A 16,398-nucleotide genomic window follows, 5' to 3' on the forward strand; every position below is an offset into this window, starting at 1 on the left:
GATGCCTGACGACAGTTGGTGCCGAGTGTATGGGGGGATCGACACCCCTGCCGCCAGGACTTGAGCGCTCACTAATTGACCGACGAATCGGCGGGTGCGACCCGAACGCCCAGCTCCTCAGAGCTTGCTGCTTTATCGAGGTTCTTTACGTCTACGGAAAGTCGCCTAGTTGGGTGACGTGTGATACGTCGTCTCAATGCAGCGCCACTTCGACCACATCGAAACCTTGGTAGAGGTCAGCGACGTGCTCACTTACGTTCGCGACCAGGCGATCAAGGTCGGTGCCGCTCGGATGAGCTACCACGTAACACCGGCTTTCAATCAACAGAACTCTCTGACGGCTGCGGTGTACGCGCATGGGTTTAGTGCCGAATGGTTGGCCCTTTATGCTGAAGAAGAATTTCGGCTGACCGATCCCATTCCCGAGCGTGTGATGGAGTTCGGTTCGTTGATGACGTGGCAGGACGCGATGGACTGGCAGCCCAACTCGGAAGAACAGGCCGCCTATTTTGCGAGGATGAAGGAATACGGCCTGATCCACGGTTTCGGGCTTCCGCTTTACGGACGCAACGCAAAGGACGCTTACGCGAGCTTTGATTTCCTGAAACATGTTGACGATGTGGCGCCTGAAGCGATCGGACTGGTGAGAAGCATTTCTCAGGTGGCCCATCAACGCGTGGTCATCCTGGCCGAACACAAGTCTAACGCGCCCAATCTCTCGGATCGAGAAGTGGAGGTGCTGACATGGGCCGCACGCGGCAAGTCGAACAGTGCGATCGCCACGATCCTCGATATCTCGCCCGATACGGCTAAGACCTATTCGAAACGCATTTACGCTAAGCTCGAAGTTTCCGACCGGGTAGGGGCGGTTGTGAAGGCTCTGAGGATGGGCCTGGTGAAGGTTTGACTGGATTTACTGGCTGCTAAGGCCACCGCGCGGGGCGTTGCGGTTCCACCTGTTGACCATCATCAAGGCTCCGATGCAGATCATGTTGGTCAGCATCGACGATCCGCCGTGGCTCATGAATGGCAATGGAATGCCGACCACCGGGGCAAAGCCCATCACCATCAGAAGATTGACCGCGACATAAAAGAAGATCGTTGCAGTCATCCCACCTGCAAGAAGGCTCGCAAACCGGTCCCTTGATGCGCGTGCGACGCTTAGTCCCCAGCGCATGATGATGGCAAAGACGCCAATCACGAAAAGCCCGCCGATAAGGCCCCATTCTTCTGCCATGGTAGCGAAGACAAAGTCCGTGTGCGGTTCGGGAAGGTATTGCAGATGGCTCTGTGAGCCGTTGTTGAAGCCCTTACCGAAGATGCCGCCTGAGCCGATCGCAATCTGCGACTGGATGATATGATAGCCGTCGCCCTGTGGATCGGCTTCGGGATCGAACATCGTGAGGATGCGTCGCTGCTGGTATTCCTGAAGCCCAAAGAAAAAGACGATGGGGGCGGCGGCCGCCGCCGCCAGTCCACCGCCAACGAACCACTTGAGAGGCAAGCCAGCGAGCAGCATCACCACAGCGCCGCCAAACAATATCGCAAGCGAGGTCCCAAGGTCCGGCTGAAGAAGCACGAAGGAGACCGGCAATCCGATCAATGTCGCAGGGATCAGCAGAGCGCGCCAACCGGTGATAAGACCCACGGGAAGGGACGAATAGAACAGGGCAAGCGTCACAACGATCACAGGTTTCATGATCTCGGAAGGTTGGAGAACCATGAAACCAAGGTTGAGCCATCGCTGGCTGCCACCGTTCACCTGTCCGATAATCTCAACCAGCAAAAGCAACGCAAGAACAATGGCATATGCGGGATAAGTTATAAAGCGGACGAACTCTCTGGGAAGCGATGCGATGACTGCTGCCATCAAGAGAAACACGCCAAAACGCACCAGATGCGAGGAAGCGTAGGGATCCATTGATCCGCCGGCTGCCGAATAAAGTACGGCAGCTCCAAACGCGACGAGCAGAAACAGCGGGATTAGCATTCCCCACGGCTGACGCGCTATCGGATAGGGTATGATCCCGCCACGTGCGCTCATTCTTCCGCTCCACGTTCCGTTACCGGTGTGAGCGTATCGACCGGCGCATTGCCAGTGGCGGCCTGGTTCGCGCGCGGTGCGACAAAAGCATCGCCGATTTCTTCCTGAGTTTGCTCCGCTTCAAGCCGGGCTTCGGCTTCCACGCGGTCAAAGATGTCCTCGTCACGGCGCGGTGTTGGTTCAACCGTCGCTCCGCGCTCGGCGGCATAAGCGGCGTAGCGGCGGTCGAGGCGCTCCTGCGCGGTGCCGCCCCATTGTTCCTCGAGCGTGCGCAGAGCTTCAAGGCCTTTGGCGGGATCGAATAGAAAGGTCATCACATCGCGCGCGATTGGATAGGCGGCCCCTGAACCTCCGCCATGTTCGATGACGACAGCACCCGCATATTTGGGTTTGTCGGTCGGCGCAAAAAACGTGAAGAGGCCGTGGTCACGATACTTCCACGGGCCGCTGCGTCCGTCCGACACGCTGAGGCTGACGACCTGCGCCGTTCCGGTCTTGCCTGCCATCTGAATATCGTCGAACGGCAAACGTCCGCGTCCCGCAGTGCCTGGGCCGTTGACAACATCGCTCATCGCCTGACGCACATAGCTCACATGATCTGCGGGAAAATCGACCTGGTCGAAGCCTTTAGGCGGCGTGTCGAGCGTCAGCCGGGGCATGACGTGACGCCCTGTTGCAAGCCGCGCCGAGGTGACAGCAAGTTGGAGTGGACTTGCGAGATAATAGCCTTGCCCGATCGAGGCGTTGACCGTGTCAAAGGGCTGCCATTCGCGGCCGAATTTGTTGAATTTCCAGTCTGGTGTGGGGACGGTCCCGTAAAACTGGCTCATCACAGGCAGCGGGAATTCCTCACCCATTCCGCATGTGCGGGCCATCTCCGCCACGGCGTCGAAGCCGATCTGTTGCGCGAAATGATAGAAGTAGCTGTCGCACGATTGATAGATCGCCTTGGCCATGTCGACGCGGCCATGGTTCGACCAGCAGTTGAAGAAGCGGTTGCCGATCCGGCGCCCACCGCCGCAGGTAATCGCCTCATCGGGACTGATCCCGGCCTTCAGGAAGGCCATGCAGTGCATCGGCTTTACCGTTGATCCGGGCGGGTAGAGGCCCTTCAGTACCTTGTTCCGCAGAGGGACGCGCGGATCCTCGCGCAGCATGGCGTATTCCACGCTTCCGATACCGTCGGAGAAGGAGTTCGGGTCGAAACTGGGCATGGACGCCATGCACAAAAGATCGCCGCTTTCGCAGTCCATCACGACGACCGATCCGCTTTCGAGCCCGATCCTGCGCGCCGCATAATCCTGAAGCGGGCCGTCGATTGTCAGGCGAACCGGATCACCTTGTATGTCGTCGCGGGTTTCAAGGTCTCGCACGATACGGCCACCGGCGGTGACTTCGACACGCCGTGCACCGGGCACTCCGCGCAAATCCTGCTCGAACTGCTTTTCGAGCCCGTCCTTGCCGATCTTGTAACCGGGGGTGAGGAGCAGGGGGTCCGGTGCCTCGTCATATTCTTCGGATGACGCCGGGCCGACATAGCCGATCAGGTGACCCACCGAAGATGCGGTGGGGTAGAAACGCGAGAAGCCACGCTGAGGAATGACGCCCTGCATGTCAGGCAAGCGCACGCTGAGCGCGGCGAATTGCTCGTAATTGAGGCCGCTTGCCACTTCTACGGGCGCAAATCCGCGTGCAGCGGCCACTTCTGTCTTCAAGTCGGCAATGCGGTCGGCTTCAAGATCGAGCAGACCGCCTATCTGGTCGATGGTCGCTTCTGCGTCGGTCAGGCGTTCCGGGATAACATCGACACGAAAATCTGCACGATTGGAGGCAAGGGGGGCGCCGTTGCGATCAAGGATCCAGCCCCTGCGCGGCGGGATCAATGTCAGGTTGACGCGGTTGCTCTCCGACTCCAGCCGGTACTTCTCGTTCTCGGCAATTGCGAGATAACCCATGCGCACGGCGAGAAGCACGCCTATCCCCCCCTGGATCCCTCCAATCACGATAGAGCGCCGGTCGAAAGTGTTGCGCAGAGTCGTCGCATTGACCACCGCCGTGGTCTTGAAACCGGTTTTGCGCCGCTTGAAAATGCCCATCAACCGATCCTGCGCGAACGGGACAGCCGGAAGCGATCGAGCCACGCTATAACGCGCGCGATCAGCGGGTAGATAAGCACGCTGAGCGCGATCTGGGGAAAAATCGCGAAAATGACATGCTGTTGAATTGTTGCACCGGAAACCACCATGGCCGCGATGATATACAGGACAATCGCTAGACCGGCGGTGAACCAGTCCTGCCAAAAGCCGCGCCAGGGGAAGCGTGTTTCGATAAGCTCGAGCACGATCATGGTCAGCGACCATAGCAGGATTGCACTGCCAAAGGGCTGACCGCTGAACAGATCGTCAAACGCGCCCAGTGGTACGCCGACCCACAGCGGCATCAGACCGGGACGCATGACACGCCATCCCAGGAAGATCAGGAAACCCAGAGGGGGCAGGGCCGGCATCACATCTGCCAAGGCATAAAGCGGCAGCAGCGATCCGATCATGATCGAGATGTAGTGAACCGAGTTTGCGCGCCAGGGTGAGGTGACACGGTTTATGCCGCCGCTGCCATATGCGCGTCTTTGAACTGGCGGATCGAGCCGGTCGATCAATTCGCAAGCTCCTCGTCGCTCAGTTCATCGGTGGCGCGAACGCCGGCCGCCTCGACTGCTGCGGGTTCGTATATCGGTTCCACGACGACGAAATTTGTCGCCGAAGGTTCCGCGATAAGCTGCGCGATGCCGCCGTCCGGCGTCAGCTCGCTCAAGACCGCGACGGCGACCCCGGGTCGGTAATAACCGCCGGCACCGCTGGTGACGAAGACGTCCCCCACTTCAAGCGGGTTGAGGCCCAGATTGATAAGTCGGATGCGCAAAAGCCCGTCGCCGCGCCCTTCTGCAAAGGCAACAGTCTGGTCGGCGGCGCGGCGAACCGGAAGGACGCTTTCGGTATCGGTCAGCAGCAGAACCCGCGACGATCCCCGCGAGGTTTCAAGCACTCGTCCGATCACGCCGCGTTCGGAATGAACGGGCATGCCGATCTGGACACCGTCGCTCTGGCCTACACCGATATAGGCAAACCGGCGAGCGCTCGATGAGCTTGAACCCACTAGGCGAGTTGTCGCGATTGCGTCGCCTTCCTGCGTGGCCAGGCCGAGAAGCGCTTTCAGCCGCCTGTTCTCGGCTTCGACTGCCTGAGCTTCTGCCAGTTGGATGCGAGCAACTTCGACCTCTTCGCGCAGCTGAGCGTTCTGGCTCCCAGCGCGCCAATAACCTGTGATCGTATCCCAGGTAGAGTTTCCGCCGGAACGAACGGTTGCACTCGCTTCGCCCACAGGCGCTGCAACATCGGTTGCGACGCCGCGAAGGGGCTGAAACGTCGAAGGCTGCCACAGTGAGAGCGCCAGCATGCCAAGCCCGGCAAGTGCGCCAAGCCCAGCCAGCAAGTACCCGGTAAACACCGAATATTGCTGCTTTTTCGAAAAGCTCGATCGACGCGATGATGGCGGCGCCATGACCTTGCCCCAAGTCCCTTTGTTCGTGTCTCCCGCTGCTTACCTGCGAGGAGCGAATTTATGCGGTCATCAAGACGCCGCGATAGATCGGGTCTTCCATCGCCCGACCGGTGCCGATGGCCACGCAGGTCAGCGGGTCTTCGGCAATCGAGACCGGAAGCCCGGTTTCCTCGCGAAGATGCTCGTCAAGGCGACGGATGAGCGCACCGCCGCCGGTCAGCACGATGCCCTGGTCCACGATGTCGGCGGCCAATTCAGGAGCGGTATTCTCAAGCGCGATGCGAACCCCTTCGACAATAGCGCCGATTGGCTCCGAAAGGGCCTCGGCGACATGCGCCTGATTGATCGTAATTTCCTTCGGCACGCCGTTCACGAGGTCGCGACCTTTAAGAGTAATGGTTTCGCCCACACCGTCTTCCGGAACCATGGCGATGCCATAATCCTTCTTGATCCGCTCAGCCGTCGCATCGCCGATCAGCAGATTGTGATGTCGGCGGACATAGGAAACGATAGCCTCGTCCATCTTGTCGCCGCCGGTCCGCACTGACGTCGTGTAGGCAAGGCCGCGCAACGAGAGGACCGCAACTTCAGTTGTGCCGCCGCCAATATCGACCACCATCGAACCGACCGGTTCTGTAACGGGCATGTCGGCCCCGATGGCCGCTGCCATGGGTTCAAGGATAAGGTAAACTTCAGAAGCACCTGCATTCGAAGCCGCATCGCGGATCGCGCGCTTTTCAACCGAAGTCGAGCCCGAGGGCACGCAGATCACGATTTCAGGATAGCGGAACAGGTTGCGCTTGCCATGGACCTTGCGGATGAAGTGCTTGATCATCTCTTCCGCAATTTCGATATCAGCGATCACACCGTCGCGCAGCGGACGGATGGCCTCGATCGTGTCGGGCGTCTTACCCATCATCATCTTGGCATCGTCGCCGACAGCCTTCACGCGCTTGATGCCGTTGATTGTCTCAATCGCGACGACAGACGGCTCATTGAGGATGATGCCCTGATCTTGCACGTAAACCAGCGTGTTGGCCGTACCGAGATCGATGGCCATGTTTTGCGAACCGAATTTGAACAGGTTGTTCCAAAAGCTCATTTATGTTTTTCCGTTGCCTGGAATAGGGTAACGAACATTCCGCTGAAGGGGTCCCACGAAGGGGCAGAACGTCCGCAATCCATCCCAAAATTGACGAGACCCGTTGCGCCTAGCGAAAGCTTGTCAAAATTGCTAAAATTTTTGTTGACTGACCCCCGCATTTTCCCCCGCAGCCCTCGAATTTGCGGCGTGTGACAGCTAGCTTGCGACAAATGCCCCATATACGACGCCTCCCCACTGCTCTTGTGAACCGAATTGCCGCGGGTGAAGTGGTTGAACGGCCTGCTGCGGCGCTCAAGGAGCTTGTCGAAAACGCAATTGATGCAGGCGCACGGCGAATCAGCGTGGTGTTGACCGATGGCGGTCTTACCCGGCTCGAAGTCACAGACGATGGCTGCGGAATGACGCCGGATGATATGGCCCTGGCGCTTGAGCGGCATGCAACGTCGAAGCTTCCGGATGAAGCGATCGAGATGGTTTCAACGCTCGGCTTTCGCGGAGAGGCGCTGCCTTCCATTGCCAGCGTTGCGCGGCTCACCCTGGAAAGCAGGCCACAAGGCACACCAGACGGTTGGCGCCGTGTCGTCGATCATGGCGAAACAGTCGAAGATGCCCCCGCTTCCTTGCCAGTCGGTACAAGGGTGAGGGTGGAGCAAATCTTCGCGAAGGTGCCCGCGCGCCGCAAGTTCCTGCGCACACCGCGCAGCGAGTATATCGCCTGTCTGGACATCGTGCGACGTCTGGCCATGTCGAGGCCCGACATCGCTTTCACGCTGGAGAACGGCGCAGAGGGTAAGATCCGCAAAGCGCTTTCGACCCAAACCGATGAAGGGCTTGCGAACCGCGTCGCACAGATTGTCGCGCGCGAACTCAAGGACAACGCGGTTGAGATCGAGCTTGAGCGTGACGGGCCGCATGGTGCGATGCGCCTCACAGGACTGGCAGGTCTACCAACGTACAATCGCGGCGTGGCCGATCACCAATATCTGTTCGTGAATGGCAGGCCGGTGAAGGATAAGCTTCTTACGGGCGCTGTGCGCGGGGCCTATTCGGACATGCTGGCTCGCGATCGACATGCCGTGCTGGCGCTGTTCCTCGATGTCCCGCCCGAAGACGTCGATGTAAACGTCCATCCCGCCAAAACCGAAGTCCGCTTCCGCGATGCTACTGGTGTTCGCGGCTTCATCGTGTCGGGCTTGAGGCAGGCGCTCGCGACCGGCGACCGTCGCAGTGCACAAGGGCCCGACCGCGCAGCGATGGAGCGTTGGCAGGCCGAACCGATATCCGAACCCGCGCCTGCCATGCGCTCCATCTTCGAAAACCGTGACTGGTCGGCTCCGCAAGGGCGAGTGGCTGAGCCGCGCGTCGATTATGCGCCTCCTGCATATTCTGCTCTGCCACAAGGGCGGGCCGAAGAAGCTGCCCCGGTGACAGAGGAGGTTGCCGAGTATCCCTTGGGCATTGCGCGGGGGCAGGTCGCGAACACTTACATCGTTGCGGAAAGCAAGGATGGCCTGATCCTTGTCGATCAGCATGCAGCGCACGAGCGTCTGGTGCTCGAACGCCTCAAGCGCGCAGGCGCCGGGGAGGCAACACAGCGCTCGCAAGCGTTGTTGGTCCCGGACGTGGTCGAGATGGATGAGGCCGATTGCGACCGGCTTGAAGATGCTGCCGAGGGGTTGGCCCGCTTTGGTCTGACAGTCGAACGTTTCGGCCCGTCCGCGATGTTGGTGCGGAGTGTTCCCTCGGCCATTGCGAAGGCCGATACCGGGAAGTTGCTGCGCGATCTGGCGGATGACATAGCCAAGCATGGCAAGCAGGAAGATAGCGGCTCATTGCTGCTTGCCGAGCGGCTTGAATATGTGCTCGCCACGATGGCGTGCCATGGGTCAGTCAGAGCAGGGCGGGTGCTGAGCGTTGCCGAAATGAATGCCTTGCTGCGAGAAATGGAGGCAACCCCGCGCTCGGGCCAATGCAATCACGGCAGGCCGACATGGGTAAAATTGTCGATGGATGACGTCGAGAAACTTTTCGGACGGCACTGACATATTGCCAGCACCGCCCGAAAGCATGTTTGATTGTTGTGACTTTAGGTCGTGCGGAACTCTGGCACGCCCTGGTCGCGGTCAAGCTCCGGAATGATCCGGTAGCGTGCGAGGATCAGGCTGAAGATACCAAAGATCAGCAATCCAGCGGCCGTGATCGTAAAGATTGCTCCCTGTCCGGCAAGGTCTGCAAGAGCATCGCCAAGCGTGCGAACTTCTTTTGCCCCACCCGACATGAAACCGGCCTGCACAAGCGACCAGCCAACCACTGCGTAAACGACACCGCGGGCGCAAAAGCCGATCCCGCCAAGCGTGCGCGTGAAGTCCGGGGCTGATCCCGAAATCCGCTGCATGAAATCGCCGCTGATGCCTTTCTTGAACTGCACAGCCGCAACGATGAAGAAGATCACGCCAAGGATTCCGAGGACCGTTCCACCAAACGTCGTACCAAGGACACCCGACGCAGCCTGCTGCGCACCGCCGCCAGAGCCGCCACCTGATGTGGCAGCAAACTGATAGGCCGAATAGGCAAGAACCGCATGGCCGATGCCCGATCCGGCGTGCCCGATACGCTTTGCCCAACCCTTTGCATCCGACCCGTTATTTTCAATATCGAAAACCGGCGAGGCGAAACGAAAAAGCGAATATCCGAACAGTCCAATCACCATCAGCCACAAGATTGCAGTGCCTGCCGGAAAGCCTTCGATAGCCTTGAAAATGCCATCTGTTCCCTCGCTGATTGCGCCAGCACTGGTGAGGGCGACGAGGCCCAGCATGGAATACAGGATGGCCCGCGACAGGTAACCTGCCCGGACCAACCAGTTAAACTTTTCGGATTTGTCGACCATTTCGAATTCCCACGGTTAGCGTTCTATGGTCTAACCCGCAGGCACGCGGAAAAGTTCCTCTAAGCGTGCGCTGATTTGTCATCGGCTCAGAAGGTACGGCGACGAATTCCTTATGGTTTCTATGCGGCTACCGGCTCATCGAAGTGATCGGGGTGGTCGAGCATCAGCCGGGCCAGTTCGCATTGCGTGAGCCGCTTCGAGAAATGTATCCCGGCGACACGACCGTCTGCCCACTTCGTCGATGCGTTGTAAATCTCAAGGCCTCCGACTTCAATCGTGAGCAGAGTACCGGGCCGTAGCTCCAGCCCTTCGATCCGCATGCCTCCCATCGACAGATTGATAACCCGAACCACATGGCAGTTGCCTGCAGCCCAGACCTTCGCATGCATGGAACACGGGATACGCACGGAGCGGTAGGAGAATGAAGGATCAAACACGCGCGCCTGATCGTCATTGTCTAGGCCGTGGCGATTGCCATCGCTCCAGGCAACACGCGCCCGGACAATCTTCGCTTCGTCCCAGAAATACGCAACGCGATCGCCTTTTTTGAGGGGCTGGTCGCACTGGACCATAACTCCCATGTCGGACATGTTGCGGATCATGCCGAGATGGATGCGGTTGTTGATGATCAGGCATGCCGGACGAAACGCTGCGAGAAAGCGTCGATTGGCTCGGCGTTCGGGATTGGCCGCGTTAATCGAAGTCGCCGCTGCAGCATCGGTGTGGCTATCGGTGGGAGCAAGAGCGCTAGCGTCCGGTCGAGTGTCCGTCGCGCGCTCAATGAAAATCGACATACCTTACTTCCCTCTGTTCACCATCCGATTGACTGACACTCTCGACCCGGGAGCGTGACCGAGCCACTGAGCGGCTCGTTGAATTCGTAGCGATCCTTTCAGACGCCAGGTCGGACCACACGATCCTGGCGCCTGAAAGGACCCTCGCCGAAGCGACCACCTGGGTTGCCGTCGAAGCTCGGGAAAACTTCGGTTCGTCAGCTTGTTGAGCACTCGCAGTGTTCGAAAACAGCGCCAGTGACGTCACAAGCAAGGCAATAGTGCATGATCGCTTCATGCCTACGAATGTTGCCTTGACTTCGCGTCATGAACGAGTTTCTTACCGTTATTGTAACGTTACAAGGACAGGGAACCCTGCGGACCGTAGAGCGTTACACGGTAAGATAATCGCAATTTTAAGAATACTAACGCGTCGTTAACTTTTATTCTTTGGGGTGTCATACCATGAGTGAATCGCAGATCACTCGAATTGACTTCGCTGAACACTTACGTCTGGAAGCCGCAAGGGTCCTGTTGGATCCTCTTTTCCAGCGCTCGCCGGTTCAAAGTCGTTTGCTTCAGTTTCTCGTCGATGCAACAGCGAAGGGTGGGGCGGGGCCGACCCAGTATGAGGTCGCTGTTGATGGGCTTGGCAAAGACGAAGATTTTGACCTTGCCCAGGACAGCTATCCCCGTGTTCAGATTTCGCGCCTTCGATCAAATCTCGACGCCTATTATTCGCGCAATGCGCCGCTCGATGGGCGACGCATTACGCTTGAGCTTGGAAATTACCTCCTCAAGCTGACCGAAACGCCGAAAGTTCCGATCCTGGACGAAGCACACAAGGAAACGGCCGAGCCTGCCTTGGTGGTTGATCATGAAGAGGGTCTGCCGGTTGCAATTCCCGACGCGATCGAAGTCCTCGCCCGACCGGACACAAAACCGCTGGTCATCACTCAACCTCAAAGACGCAGCTACAAGGGACTTATCTTTGCTGCATTCGGCCTTGCGGCGGCGGCATTCCTCATGATGGCCTATCAGACATGGCAGAACCTCGCTCCGGCGACGGAGCCTGACTCGGGCGTGCCAAGCGTCTTGCTTGCCATTGACCAGTCAGAACTCGACACGCTGCCCGACGGGCTTCGGGCAATTGCGGAGGAAGCGAGAGCCGATGCCGACATTCAGCTGTCCTATTCGATGGTGTCGCGCCGACATTTTGACGGCGCGAGCGAGCCAGCCGAATACCGTCTTGAGCTCCATTTCGATGCCCGAGACGAGACATCGGGAGAGGCCGCGCTCTTCCTCTACGCTCGCGATGACGAGCTGCTTTTCACAGATCGCATCCCCCTTCTGGCGGAGGATAGTGACGGGTTTAACAGCGATCTTTCGGCGGCGCTGGTCTATGCAACGTCGCCGACCGGCGCCATCGCGCAGCATGTCGCCTCGGGCATAGGGGACGAACCTCAAAGCGGGTATGAGTGCTTCATCAAGATCGAGGTGCTGCGGGGTAATTCCGGGAACCTGAGCGGGCTGGTTGACCAATGTCTTGAACGCTTCCCTCAGGATCGGTTTTCCTCCTTCACCTATGCAAGGCGTGCGCACTCCCATTTTCAGCAGCGAAGAATGGCCAAGGAGCCGATCCTCCGATCCGGACAGGGATGGGCGGACGTATCGCGAGCGCTTGAGCTCGATCCGTTCAACGCTTTTGCGAACTTCACCGCTGCCAAGGTTCAGTTGGCTGCCGACAATTGCTCGGCGGCGGCCGGACATATCGAACGCGCTTTCGAAGGGGCGGCGACATATCCCGCGATGATTGCAGCGCTCGAAGCTGAGGCCAATTCCTGCAAGATTACGCGGGACGACGATTATCTGACCGAAAAGCAGCTTCAAAGCATGGTCGCGCGCAATCCTGCACCCGATCCTCTGCTTCACATCTACCTGATGCTAGCCGCGTTGAGCAGCGGCGATGAGCAGAGCACGCTTAAACTCGCAAACCGGCCGCAGGTGTCAACCCAGGGCGGGGTAGAGCACGAGACGGTCCAGCTCTTGAGCAGCGCAGTCAAGGATCCGGACTTCGCCCGATCCAACGAAGGAAAGCTTCGTGAGGCGATCGGGCTGTTTCTGTGGTCAGACGCCGGCGTCGATCGGATTATGAGCAACTTGATCGAGCGTTCGACCGCCGCCTGATCAGACGTTGAACTTGAACAGCATGATGTCGCCGTCCTTGACGTCGTAATCCTTGCCTTCCTGACGCATCTTGCCAGCTTCCTTCGCACCCGCTTCTCCGCCTAGCGCGATGTAATCTTCGTATGCGATTGTCTCGGCCCGGATGAAGCCTCTTTCAAAGTCGGTGTGAATCTCGCCCGCGGCTTGGGGAGCCTTGGCGCCTTCCGGGAAAGTCCATGCGCGCGCCTCTTTCGGCCCGGCGGTGAAGAAGGTCTTCAAACCAAGAAGGGTGTAACCAGCGCGGATCACGCGGGCCAGGCCGCTTTCCTCAAGACCAAGCGTTTCGAGATATTCGGCGCGGTCTTCCTGCGGCATGCCGACAAGTTCAGCCTCAATCGCCGCAGACACGACAACCGCCTGTGCACCTTCGGCCTCAGCCTTTGCGAAGACAGCTTCGGATAATGCATTGCCGGTTGCCGCTTCGTCCTCTGCGACGTTGCAGACGTAAAGGACCGGTTTCGCGGTCAGCAGCTGCGCCTGCTTGAGGACACGCTCCTCTTCAACGTCTTTGGGTTCGACCAGGCGCGCTGGCTTGCCGTCCTTCAACAGCTCAAGCGCTTGTCCAAGCACGCTGGCCATGATCTTCGCTTCCTTGTCACCAGCCGTTGCGCGCTTTTCAGCGTTCGATACGCGCTTTTCAAGGCTCTCAAGGTCCGCCAGCATCAGCTCGGTTTCGACCACCTCGGCATCGGCAATCGGGTCGACCTTGTTCGAGACGTGCTGGATGTCGTCGTCTTCGAAGCAACGAAGCACGTGAACGATGGCATCGACCTCGCGAATATTGCCGAGGAACTGATTTCCCAGACCTTCGCCCTGACTTGCGCCTTTCACGAGACCGGCAATGTCGACAAAAGCAAGCTGCGTCGCGACGACCTTTGCGCTCTTGGCGATCTCAGCGATCTTGTCGAGCCGCTCGTCTGGAACGGCGACCTGGCCGACATTCGGCTCGATCGTGCAGAAAGGATAGTTCGCAGCCTGCGCGGCCTGCGTTTCGGTGAGTGCATTGAATAGGGTGGACTTGCCGACATTGGGCAGGCCCACGATCCCGCAGCGGAAACCCATGGGTACTCTTTCGTGAAAAGCGACGTTGGAAGGCCCGCGCCTTAGCGCCGCCGCGCGCAGTTGACCAGAGCACAAAACGGGTAGGGGCGCATCCCCGACCAAAGGAATGCGCCTCTCGAAGACTCACAAGGAGTGTTGAGTGCGTCTTAGTCAGCCTTTTTGCGTCGCTTGGTCAGCATGAACGCAGCTGCCCCAGCGCCGAAAAGGATCATGCTCGAAGGTTCAGGAACCGGCGTACCACCGCCCGACGATCCGCCTGAGCTGCTCGCTGGGTGGTCCTTGGGAGGCCATTTGAGAGCATGTGCCGGTGCCGCAGAAAGCGCCAGCGCTACAAATACGATCAAAGCGTGAATGAAATTGAACTGCCGCATTGTCCCGAAACTCCTTTGTCGAACTGATCTGGAGCCGCGTTACCGAAATGGACGAAGGCTGTCTCGGCGTCCGGAGACGATGTATCAATATGGCGCGTTTTCGCGAGGCACCTTAATCGAGCGGCACCATGCCGTTTCAGGCGTTGTGCACGGCCTTGATCCAGGGGCCATACCCGGATTCGCCGAGCCATCCCAGCTGAGCCTGCGCCGACGCTACATTGATGGCGAGTTGCGGTTTGAGGCCCGGGTGCACCGCCCGGCGAATTGGACGAGTACCGGCGGGCATCCCGATGATTTCGGCCATGGCGTTCGGGACATCCATCGGGTCGGTGTTGCCACCGCCGCCGGGACGCTGTGCGAGCGATGCCAGAAGCGCTGCATAACCACCGGTGTGTTCCTCACCTGCACGCGCGAGCAGCTCCATCGTGTTCATGTTCGAATTTTCCCAGATCTTGGTCGGATAGCCGCCCGGCTCGATGATCGTCACCTCGATCCCATGGGGGACCAGCTCATAGGCGAGTTGCTCGCTCATGGCTTCGAGAGCGAATTTGGTTGGTGAATACTGCCCGATTGCAGGCGCGATCACACGGCCCAGTTGCGACGTGACATTGATGATGAGGCCGCTCTTGCCTTCACGCATCGCGGGCAGCACTGCGCGCGCCATTCGGTGCGGACCGTACACATTCGTGTCGAACATGTGGTGCGTTGCCTTCATGTCCTGAACTTCGACCGGGCCACCATAGGAGATCCCGGCATTGTTGATCAGGACGTCGATCGGTCCTCCTGCGATTTCCATTGCCCTGGCCACGCCTGCTGCCACTTGTTCGTCGGAAGTGACGTCAATCTCGATAACGTGAAGGTCGAGGCCCTCCGCCTCGGCAAGTGCGGTCAATTCGGTGGACTCAGCGCGCGGGAGATTGCGCATTGTGGCGAAAACCTTGGCTCCCTTGCGGGCATAATCCTCCGCGGCGAGCCTGCCAAAGCCGCTTGAACAACCGGTGATGAGGATGCTCTTGCCGCTCATGTCCGCGCTGCTTTCGACCACGTCATCAAGCGCGAACGAGGCAGTGGCGGTGAGAGCGCCTGTCGCGGCGGCACCGGCAAGAAGGGTGCGGCGATTGATCGTGGTCATGGGTTTTCTCCGAAGCGTTGCTCACGAGGGGATAGGCTGGCGCGGCGTCGAGGTGCAAGGCCTATCGCGAGATCACGATGGATGCCGCCGCAGCGATGTAAAGTCCGTTCAGCGCGATCATTGCGATCGTTGCACCGCGCGTCGTCTTTGCTCGCAGCGCGAAAAAGATCGGCAGGAAAAAAATGATCAGGAAAGCGGTGAGGACAATGGCGAAGACGACCGGCTGCGATGACACCGTATCGCTTCTCCCCGCGAGGAACAGGAAGAATGTCACCAGCACCAGAACCGACGTGACGCCGAGCGAATAGCGCCGCTTCTCCATGAACCATTCGTCGAGCGAGATGCCCGGCTCGAAACTTTCAGGAAAGACAAACGACGCTGCGACGTAGAAGGCGAAAGTGTAGACCAGTCCGACAAAGAGGACAGGCGCGTCCGCTCCGATCAAATCGCGCGCTTCGAAAAAGCTTTCGAGCAGGATCGAGGTCAAGACGAGGATGAACAGCACCAGCAGCGGCGTCAGCCAGCCAATGGTGAATTCGCCCCTGCGGCGCATGGCGACCGAAAGCCCCTGCGCCATGTCGGCAAGTGCCAGGCCGACCGGAATCGCAAGGAACAGGACGACGTAATCAAAACCTTCCATCTGAGTTCTCTTGCCCCTTTTATTCCTGCATTCTCAGCGCAATATCGCTCATGAAGCGCGGATCATCGCCCTTTGCCAACCATTCAGCCTCCGCACTGATCGCGCCGAGCATGGAGGCAAGATCGTCCTGTTCGGACTTTGCATAATTGCCAAGCACGTACCCGCTCACGCGGTCCTTGTGACCTGGGTGTCCTATCCCGATGCGCACACGCCGGAAATCGGGCCCGAGATGTTTGTCGATTGAGCGAAGGCCATTGTGCCCTGCCGTCCCGCCGCCCTGCTTCACCTTCACTTTGAAAGGGGCGAGGTCGAGTTCGTCATGAAACACGGTGAGCGCGTCCAGATCGAGCTTGTAGAAACGAATGGCCTCGCTCACGCTGCGGCCACTTTCGTTCATGTAGGTCGCAGGCTTCAGCAGCAGCACCTTGTGCGTTCCGATACGCCCTTCCTGCACCCAGCCCGAAAATCTCTTCTGAATGGGGCCGAAGTCATACATATCGGCGATGACGTCGAGCACCATGAAGCCGACATTGTGTCGGTGAAGCGCGTATTTCGGTCCGGGATTACCAAGGCCTGTCCAGATCTGCATGGTGAGCG

15 protein-coding genes are annotated in these 16,398 nt (G+C 59.0%); 3 read left to right on the forward strand and 12 right to left on the reverse strand.

Annotation, left to right across the window (positions count from 1 at the left end):
* Nucleotides 1–196 precede the first annotated feature (196 nt).
* On the forward strand, nt 197–907 hold the full coding sequence (locus CD351_RS09690; RefSeq protein WP_111992459.1) for a LuxR family transcriptional regulator: 711 nt from the start codon (nt 197–199) through the stop codon (nt 905–907).
* A gap of 6 nt (nt 908–913) precedes the next feature.
* Here CD351_RS09690 and rodA read toward each other — a convergent pair whose 3' ends face one another.
* The 5 genes from rodA to CD351_RS09715 are packed head-to-tail and all read right to left on the reverse strand — an operon-like array spanning nt 914 to nt 6,704.
* A complete protein-coding gene (rodA, locus tag CD351_RS09695) occupies nt 914–2,044 on the reverse strand; it encodes a rod shape-determining protein RodA (RefSeq protein ID WP_111992460.1) in 1,131 nt (376 codons plus the stop codon).
* Nucleotides 2,041–4,140, reverse strand: coding sequence for a penicillin-binding protein 2 (gene mrdA / locus CD351_RS09700; RefSeq protein WP_111992461.1), 2,100 nt, complete (start codon nt 4,138–4,140; stop codon nt 2,041–2,043). The genes rodA and mrdA overlap by 4 nt, the downstream gene beginning before the upstream one ends.
* Nucleotides 4,140–4,700 carry a rod shape-determining protein MreD gene (locus tag CD351_RS09705; protein ID WP_111992462.1) on the reverse strand — a complete coding sequence of 187 codons (561 nt, stop codon included), beginning with the start codon at nt 4,698–4,700 and terminating at the stop codon, nt 4,140–4,142. Before CD351_RS09705 ends, mrdA begins: the two co-directional genes overlap by 1 nt.
* The gene (gene mreC / locus CD351_RS09710) at nt 4,697–5,602 is read right to left on the reverse strand and encodes a rod shape-determining protein MreC (protein ID WP_111992463.1); all 906 of its coding nucleotides are present in this window, start codon (nt 5,600–5,602) and stop codon (nt 4,697–4,699) included. Before mreC ends, CD351_RS09705 begins: the two co-directional genes overlap by 4 nt.
* 58 nt (nt 5,603–5,660) lie before the next feature.
* Nucleotides 5,661–6,704: a rod shape-determining protein gene (locus CD351_RS09715; protein ID WP_111992464.1), complete on the reverse strand. Its 1,044-nt coding sequence runs from the start codon at nt 6,702–6,704 to the stop codon at nt 5,661–5,663.
* Nucleotides 6,705–6,916: 212 nt separating this feature from the next.
* Here CD351_RS09715 and mutL point away from each other — a divergent pair, with 212 nt between their 5' ends.
* Nucleotides 6,917–8,749: a DNA mismatch repair endonuclease MutL gene (mutL, locus tag CD351_RS09720; protein ID WP_111992465.1), complete on the forward strand. Its 1,833-nt coding sequence runs from the start codon at nt 6,917–6,919 to the stop codon at nt 8,747–8,749.
* A gap of 44 nt (nt 8,750–8,793) precedes the next feature.
* Here mutL and CD351_RS09725 read toward each other — a convergent pair whose 3' ends face one another.
* Nucleotides 8,794–9,597, reverse strand: a complete 804-nt coding sequence (locus CD351_RS09725; RefSeq protein ID WP_111992466.1) for a DUF1206 domain-containing protein — start codon at nt 9,595–9,597, stop codon at nt 8,794–8,796.
* 119 nt (nt 9,598–9,716) lie between these two features.
* Entirely contained in the window at nt 9,717–10,391 is a 675-nt protein-coding gene (locus tag CD351_RS09730; protein WP_111992467.1) for a PilZ domain-containing protein, read from the reverse strand.
* 513 nt (nt 10,392–10,904) lie between these two features.
* Here CD351_RS09730 and CD351_RS09735 point away from each other — a divergent pair.
* The gene (locus CD351_RS09735; protein WP_162627685.1) at nt 10,905–12,557 is read left to right on the forward strand and encodes a hypothetical protein; all 1,653 of its coding nucleotides are present in this window, start codon (nt 10,905–10,907) and stop codon (nt 12,555–12,557) included.
* Here CD351_RS09735 and ychF read toward each other — a convergent pair whose 3' ends face one another.
* The 5 genes from ychF to pth all read right to left on the reverse strand — a co-directional run bounded on the left by ychF (nt 12,558) and on the right by pth (nt 16,390).
* On the reverse strand, nt 12,558–13,658 hold the full coding sequence (ychF, locus tag CD351_RS09740) for a redox-regulated ATPase YchF (protein WP_111992469.1): 1,101 nt from the start codon (nt 13,656–13,658) through the stop codon (nt 12,558–12,560).
* 146 nt (nt 13,659–13,804) lie between these two features.
* Nucleotides 13,805–14,029 carry a PEP-CTERM sorting domain-containing protein gene (locus CD351_RS09745; protein WP_111992470.1) on the reverse strand — a complete coding sequence of 75 codons (225 nt, stop codon included), beginning with the start codon at nt 14,027–14,029 and terminating at the stop codon, nt 13,805–13,807.
* Between the two features lie 136 nt (nt 14,030–14,165).
* Nucleotides 14,166–15,161 (reverse strand): SDR family oxidoreductase, encoded by a 996-nt coding sequence (locus CD351_RS09750; RefSeq protein WP_111992471.1) that lies wholly within the window; start codon nt 15,159–15,161, stop codon nt 14,166–14,168.
* 61 nt (nt 15,162–15,222) lie between these two features.
* Nucleotides 15,223–15,801 (reverse strand): hypothetical protein, encoded by a 579-nt coding sequence (locus CD351_RS09755; RefSeq protein ID WP_111992472.1) that lies wholly within the window; start codon nt 15,799–15,801, stop codon nt 15,223–15,225.
* Nucleotides 15,802–15,820: 19 nt separating this feature from the next.
* The gene (pth, locus tag CD351_RS09760) at nt 15,821–16,390 is read right to left on the reverse strand and encodes an aminoacyl-tRNA hydrolase (RefSeq protein WP_111992473.1); all 570 of its coding nucleotides are present in this window, start codon (nt 16,388–16,390) and stop codon (nt 15,821–15,823) included.
* Between the last annotated feature and the right edge of the window lie 8 nt (nt 16,391–16,398).

Source organism: Erythrobacter sp. KY5, from assembly GCF_003264115.1.
Taxonomy (GTDB): domain Bacteria; phylum Pseudomonadota; class Alphaproteobacteria; order Sphingomonadales; family Sphingomonadaceae; genus Erythrobacter.

Excerpts from the sequence above, each read along its gene's own strand:
- CD351_RS09690 (WP_111992459.1), top strand. The coding sequence starts at position 197 with ATGCAGCGCCACTTCGACCACATCGAAACCTTGGTAGAGGTCAGCGAC.
- rodA (WP_111992460.1), bottom strand. The coding sequence starts at position 2,044 with ATGAGCGCACGTGGCGGGATCATACCCTATCCGATAGCGCGTCAGCCG.
- mrdA (WP_111992461.1), bottom strand. The coding sequence starts at position 4,140 with ATGGGCATTTTCAAGCGGCGCAAAACCGGTTTCAAGACCACGGCGGTG.
- mreC (WP_111992463.1), bottom strand. The coding sequence starts at position 5,602 with ATGGCGCCGCCATCATCGCGTCGATCGAGCTTTTCGAAAAAGCAGCAA.
- CD351_RS09715 (WP_111992464.1), bottom strand. The coding sequence starts at position 6,704 with ATGAGCTTTTGGAACAACCTGTTCAAATTCGGTTCGCAAAACATGGCC.
- mutL (WP_111992465.1), top strand. The coding sequence starts at position 6,917 with ATGCCCCATATACGACGCCTCCCCACTGCTCTTGTGAACCGAATTGCC.
- CD351_RS09725 (WP_111992466.1), bottom strand. The coding sequence starts at position 9,597 with ATGGTCGACAAATCCGAAAAGTTTAACTGGTTGGTCCGGGCAGGTTAC.
- CD351_RS09730 (WP_111992467.1), bottom strand. The coding sequence starts at position 10,391 with ATGTCGATTTTCATTGAGCGCGCGACGGACACTCGACCGGACGCTAGC.
- ychF (WP_111992469.1), bottom strand. The coding sequence starts at position 13,658 with ATGGGTTTCCGCTGCGGGATCGTGGGCCTGCCCAATGTCGGCAAGTCC.
- CD351_RS09745 (WP_111992470.1), bottom strand. The coding sequence starts at position 14,029 with ATGCGGCAGTTCAATTTCATTCACGCTTTGATCGTATTTGTAGCGCTG.
- CD351_RS09750 (WP_111992471.1), bottom strand. The coding sequence starts at position 15,161 with ATGACCACGATCAATCGCCGCACCCTTCTTGCCGGTGCCGCCGCGACA.
- CD351_RS09755 (WP_111992472.1), bottom strand. The coding sequence starts at position 15,801 with ATGGAAGGTTTTGATTACGTCGTCCTGTTCCTTGCGATTCCGGTCGGC.
- pth (WP_111992473.1), bottom strand. The coding sequence starts at position 16,390 with ATGCAGATCTGGACAGGCCTTGGTAATCCCGGACCGAAATACGCGCTT.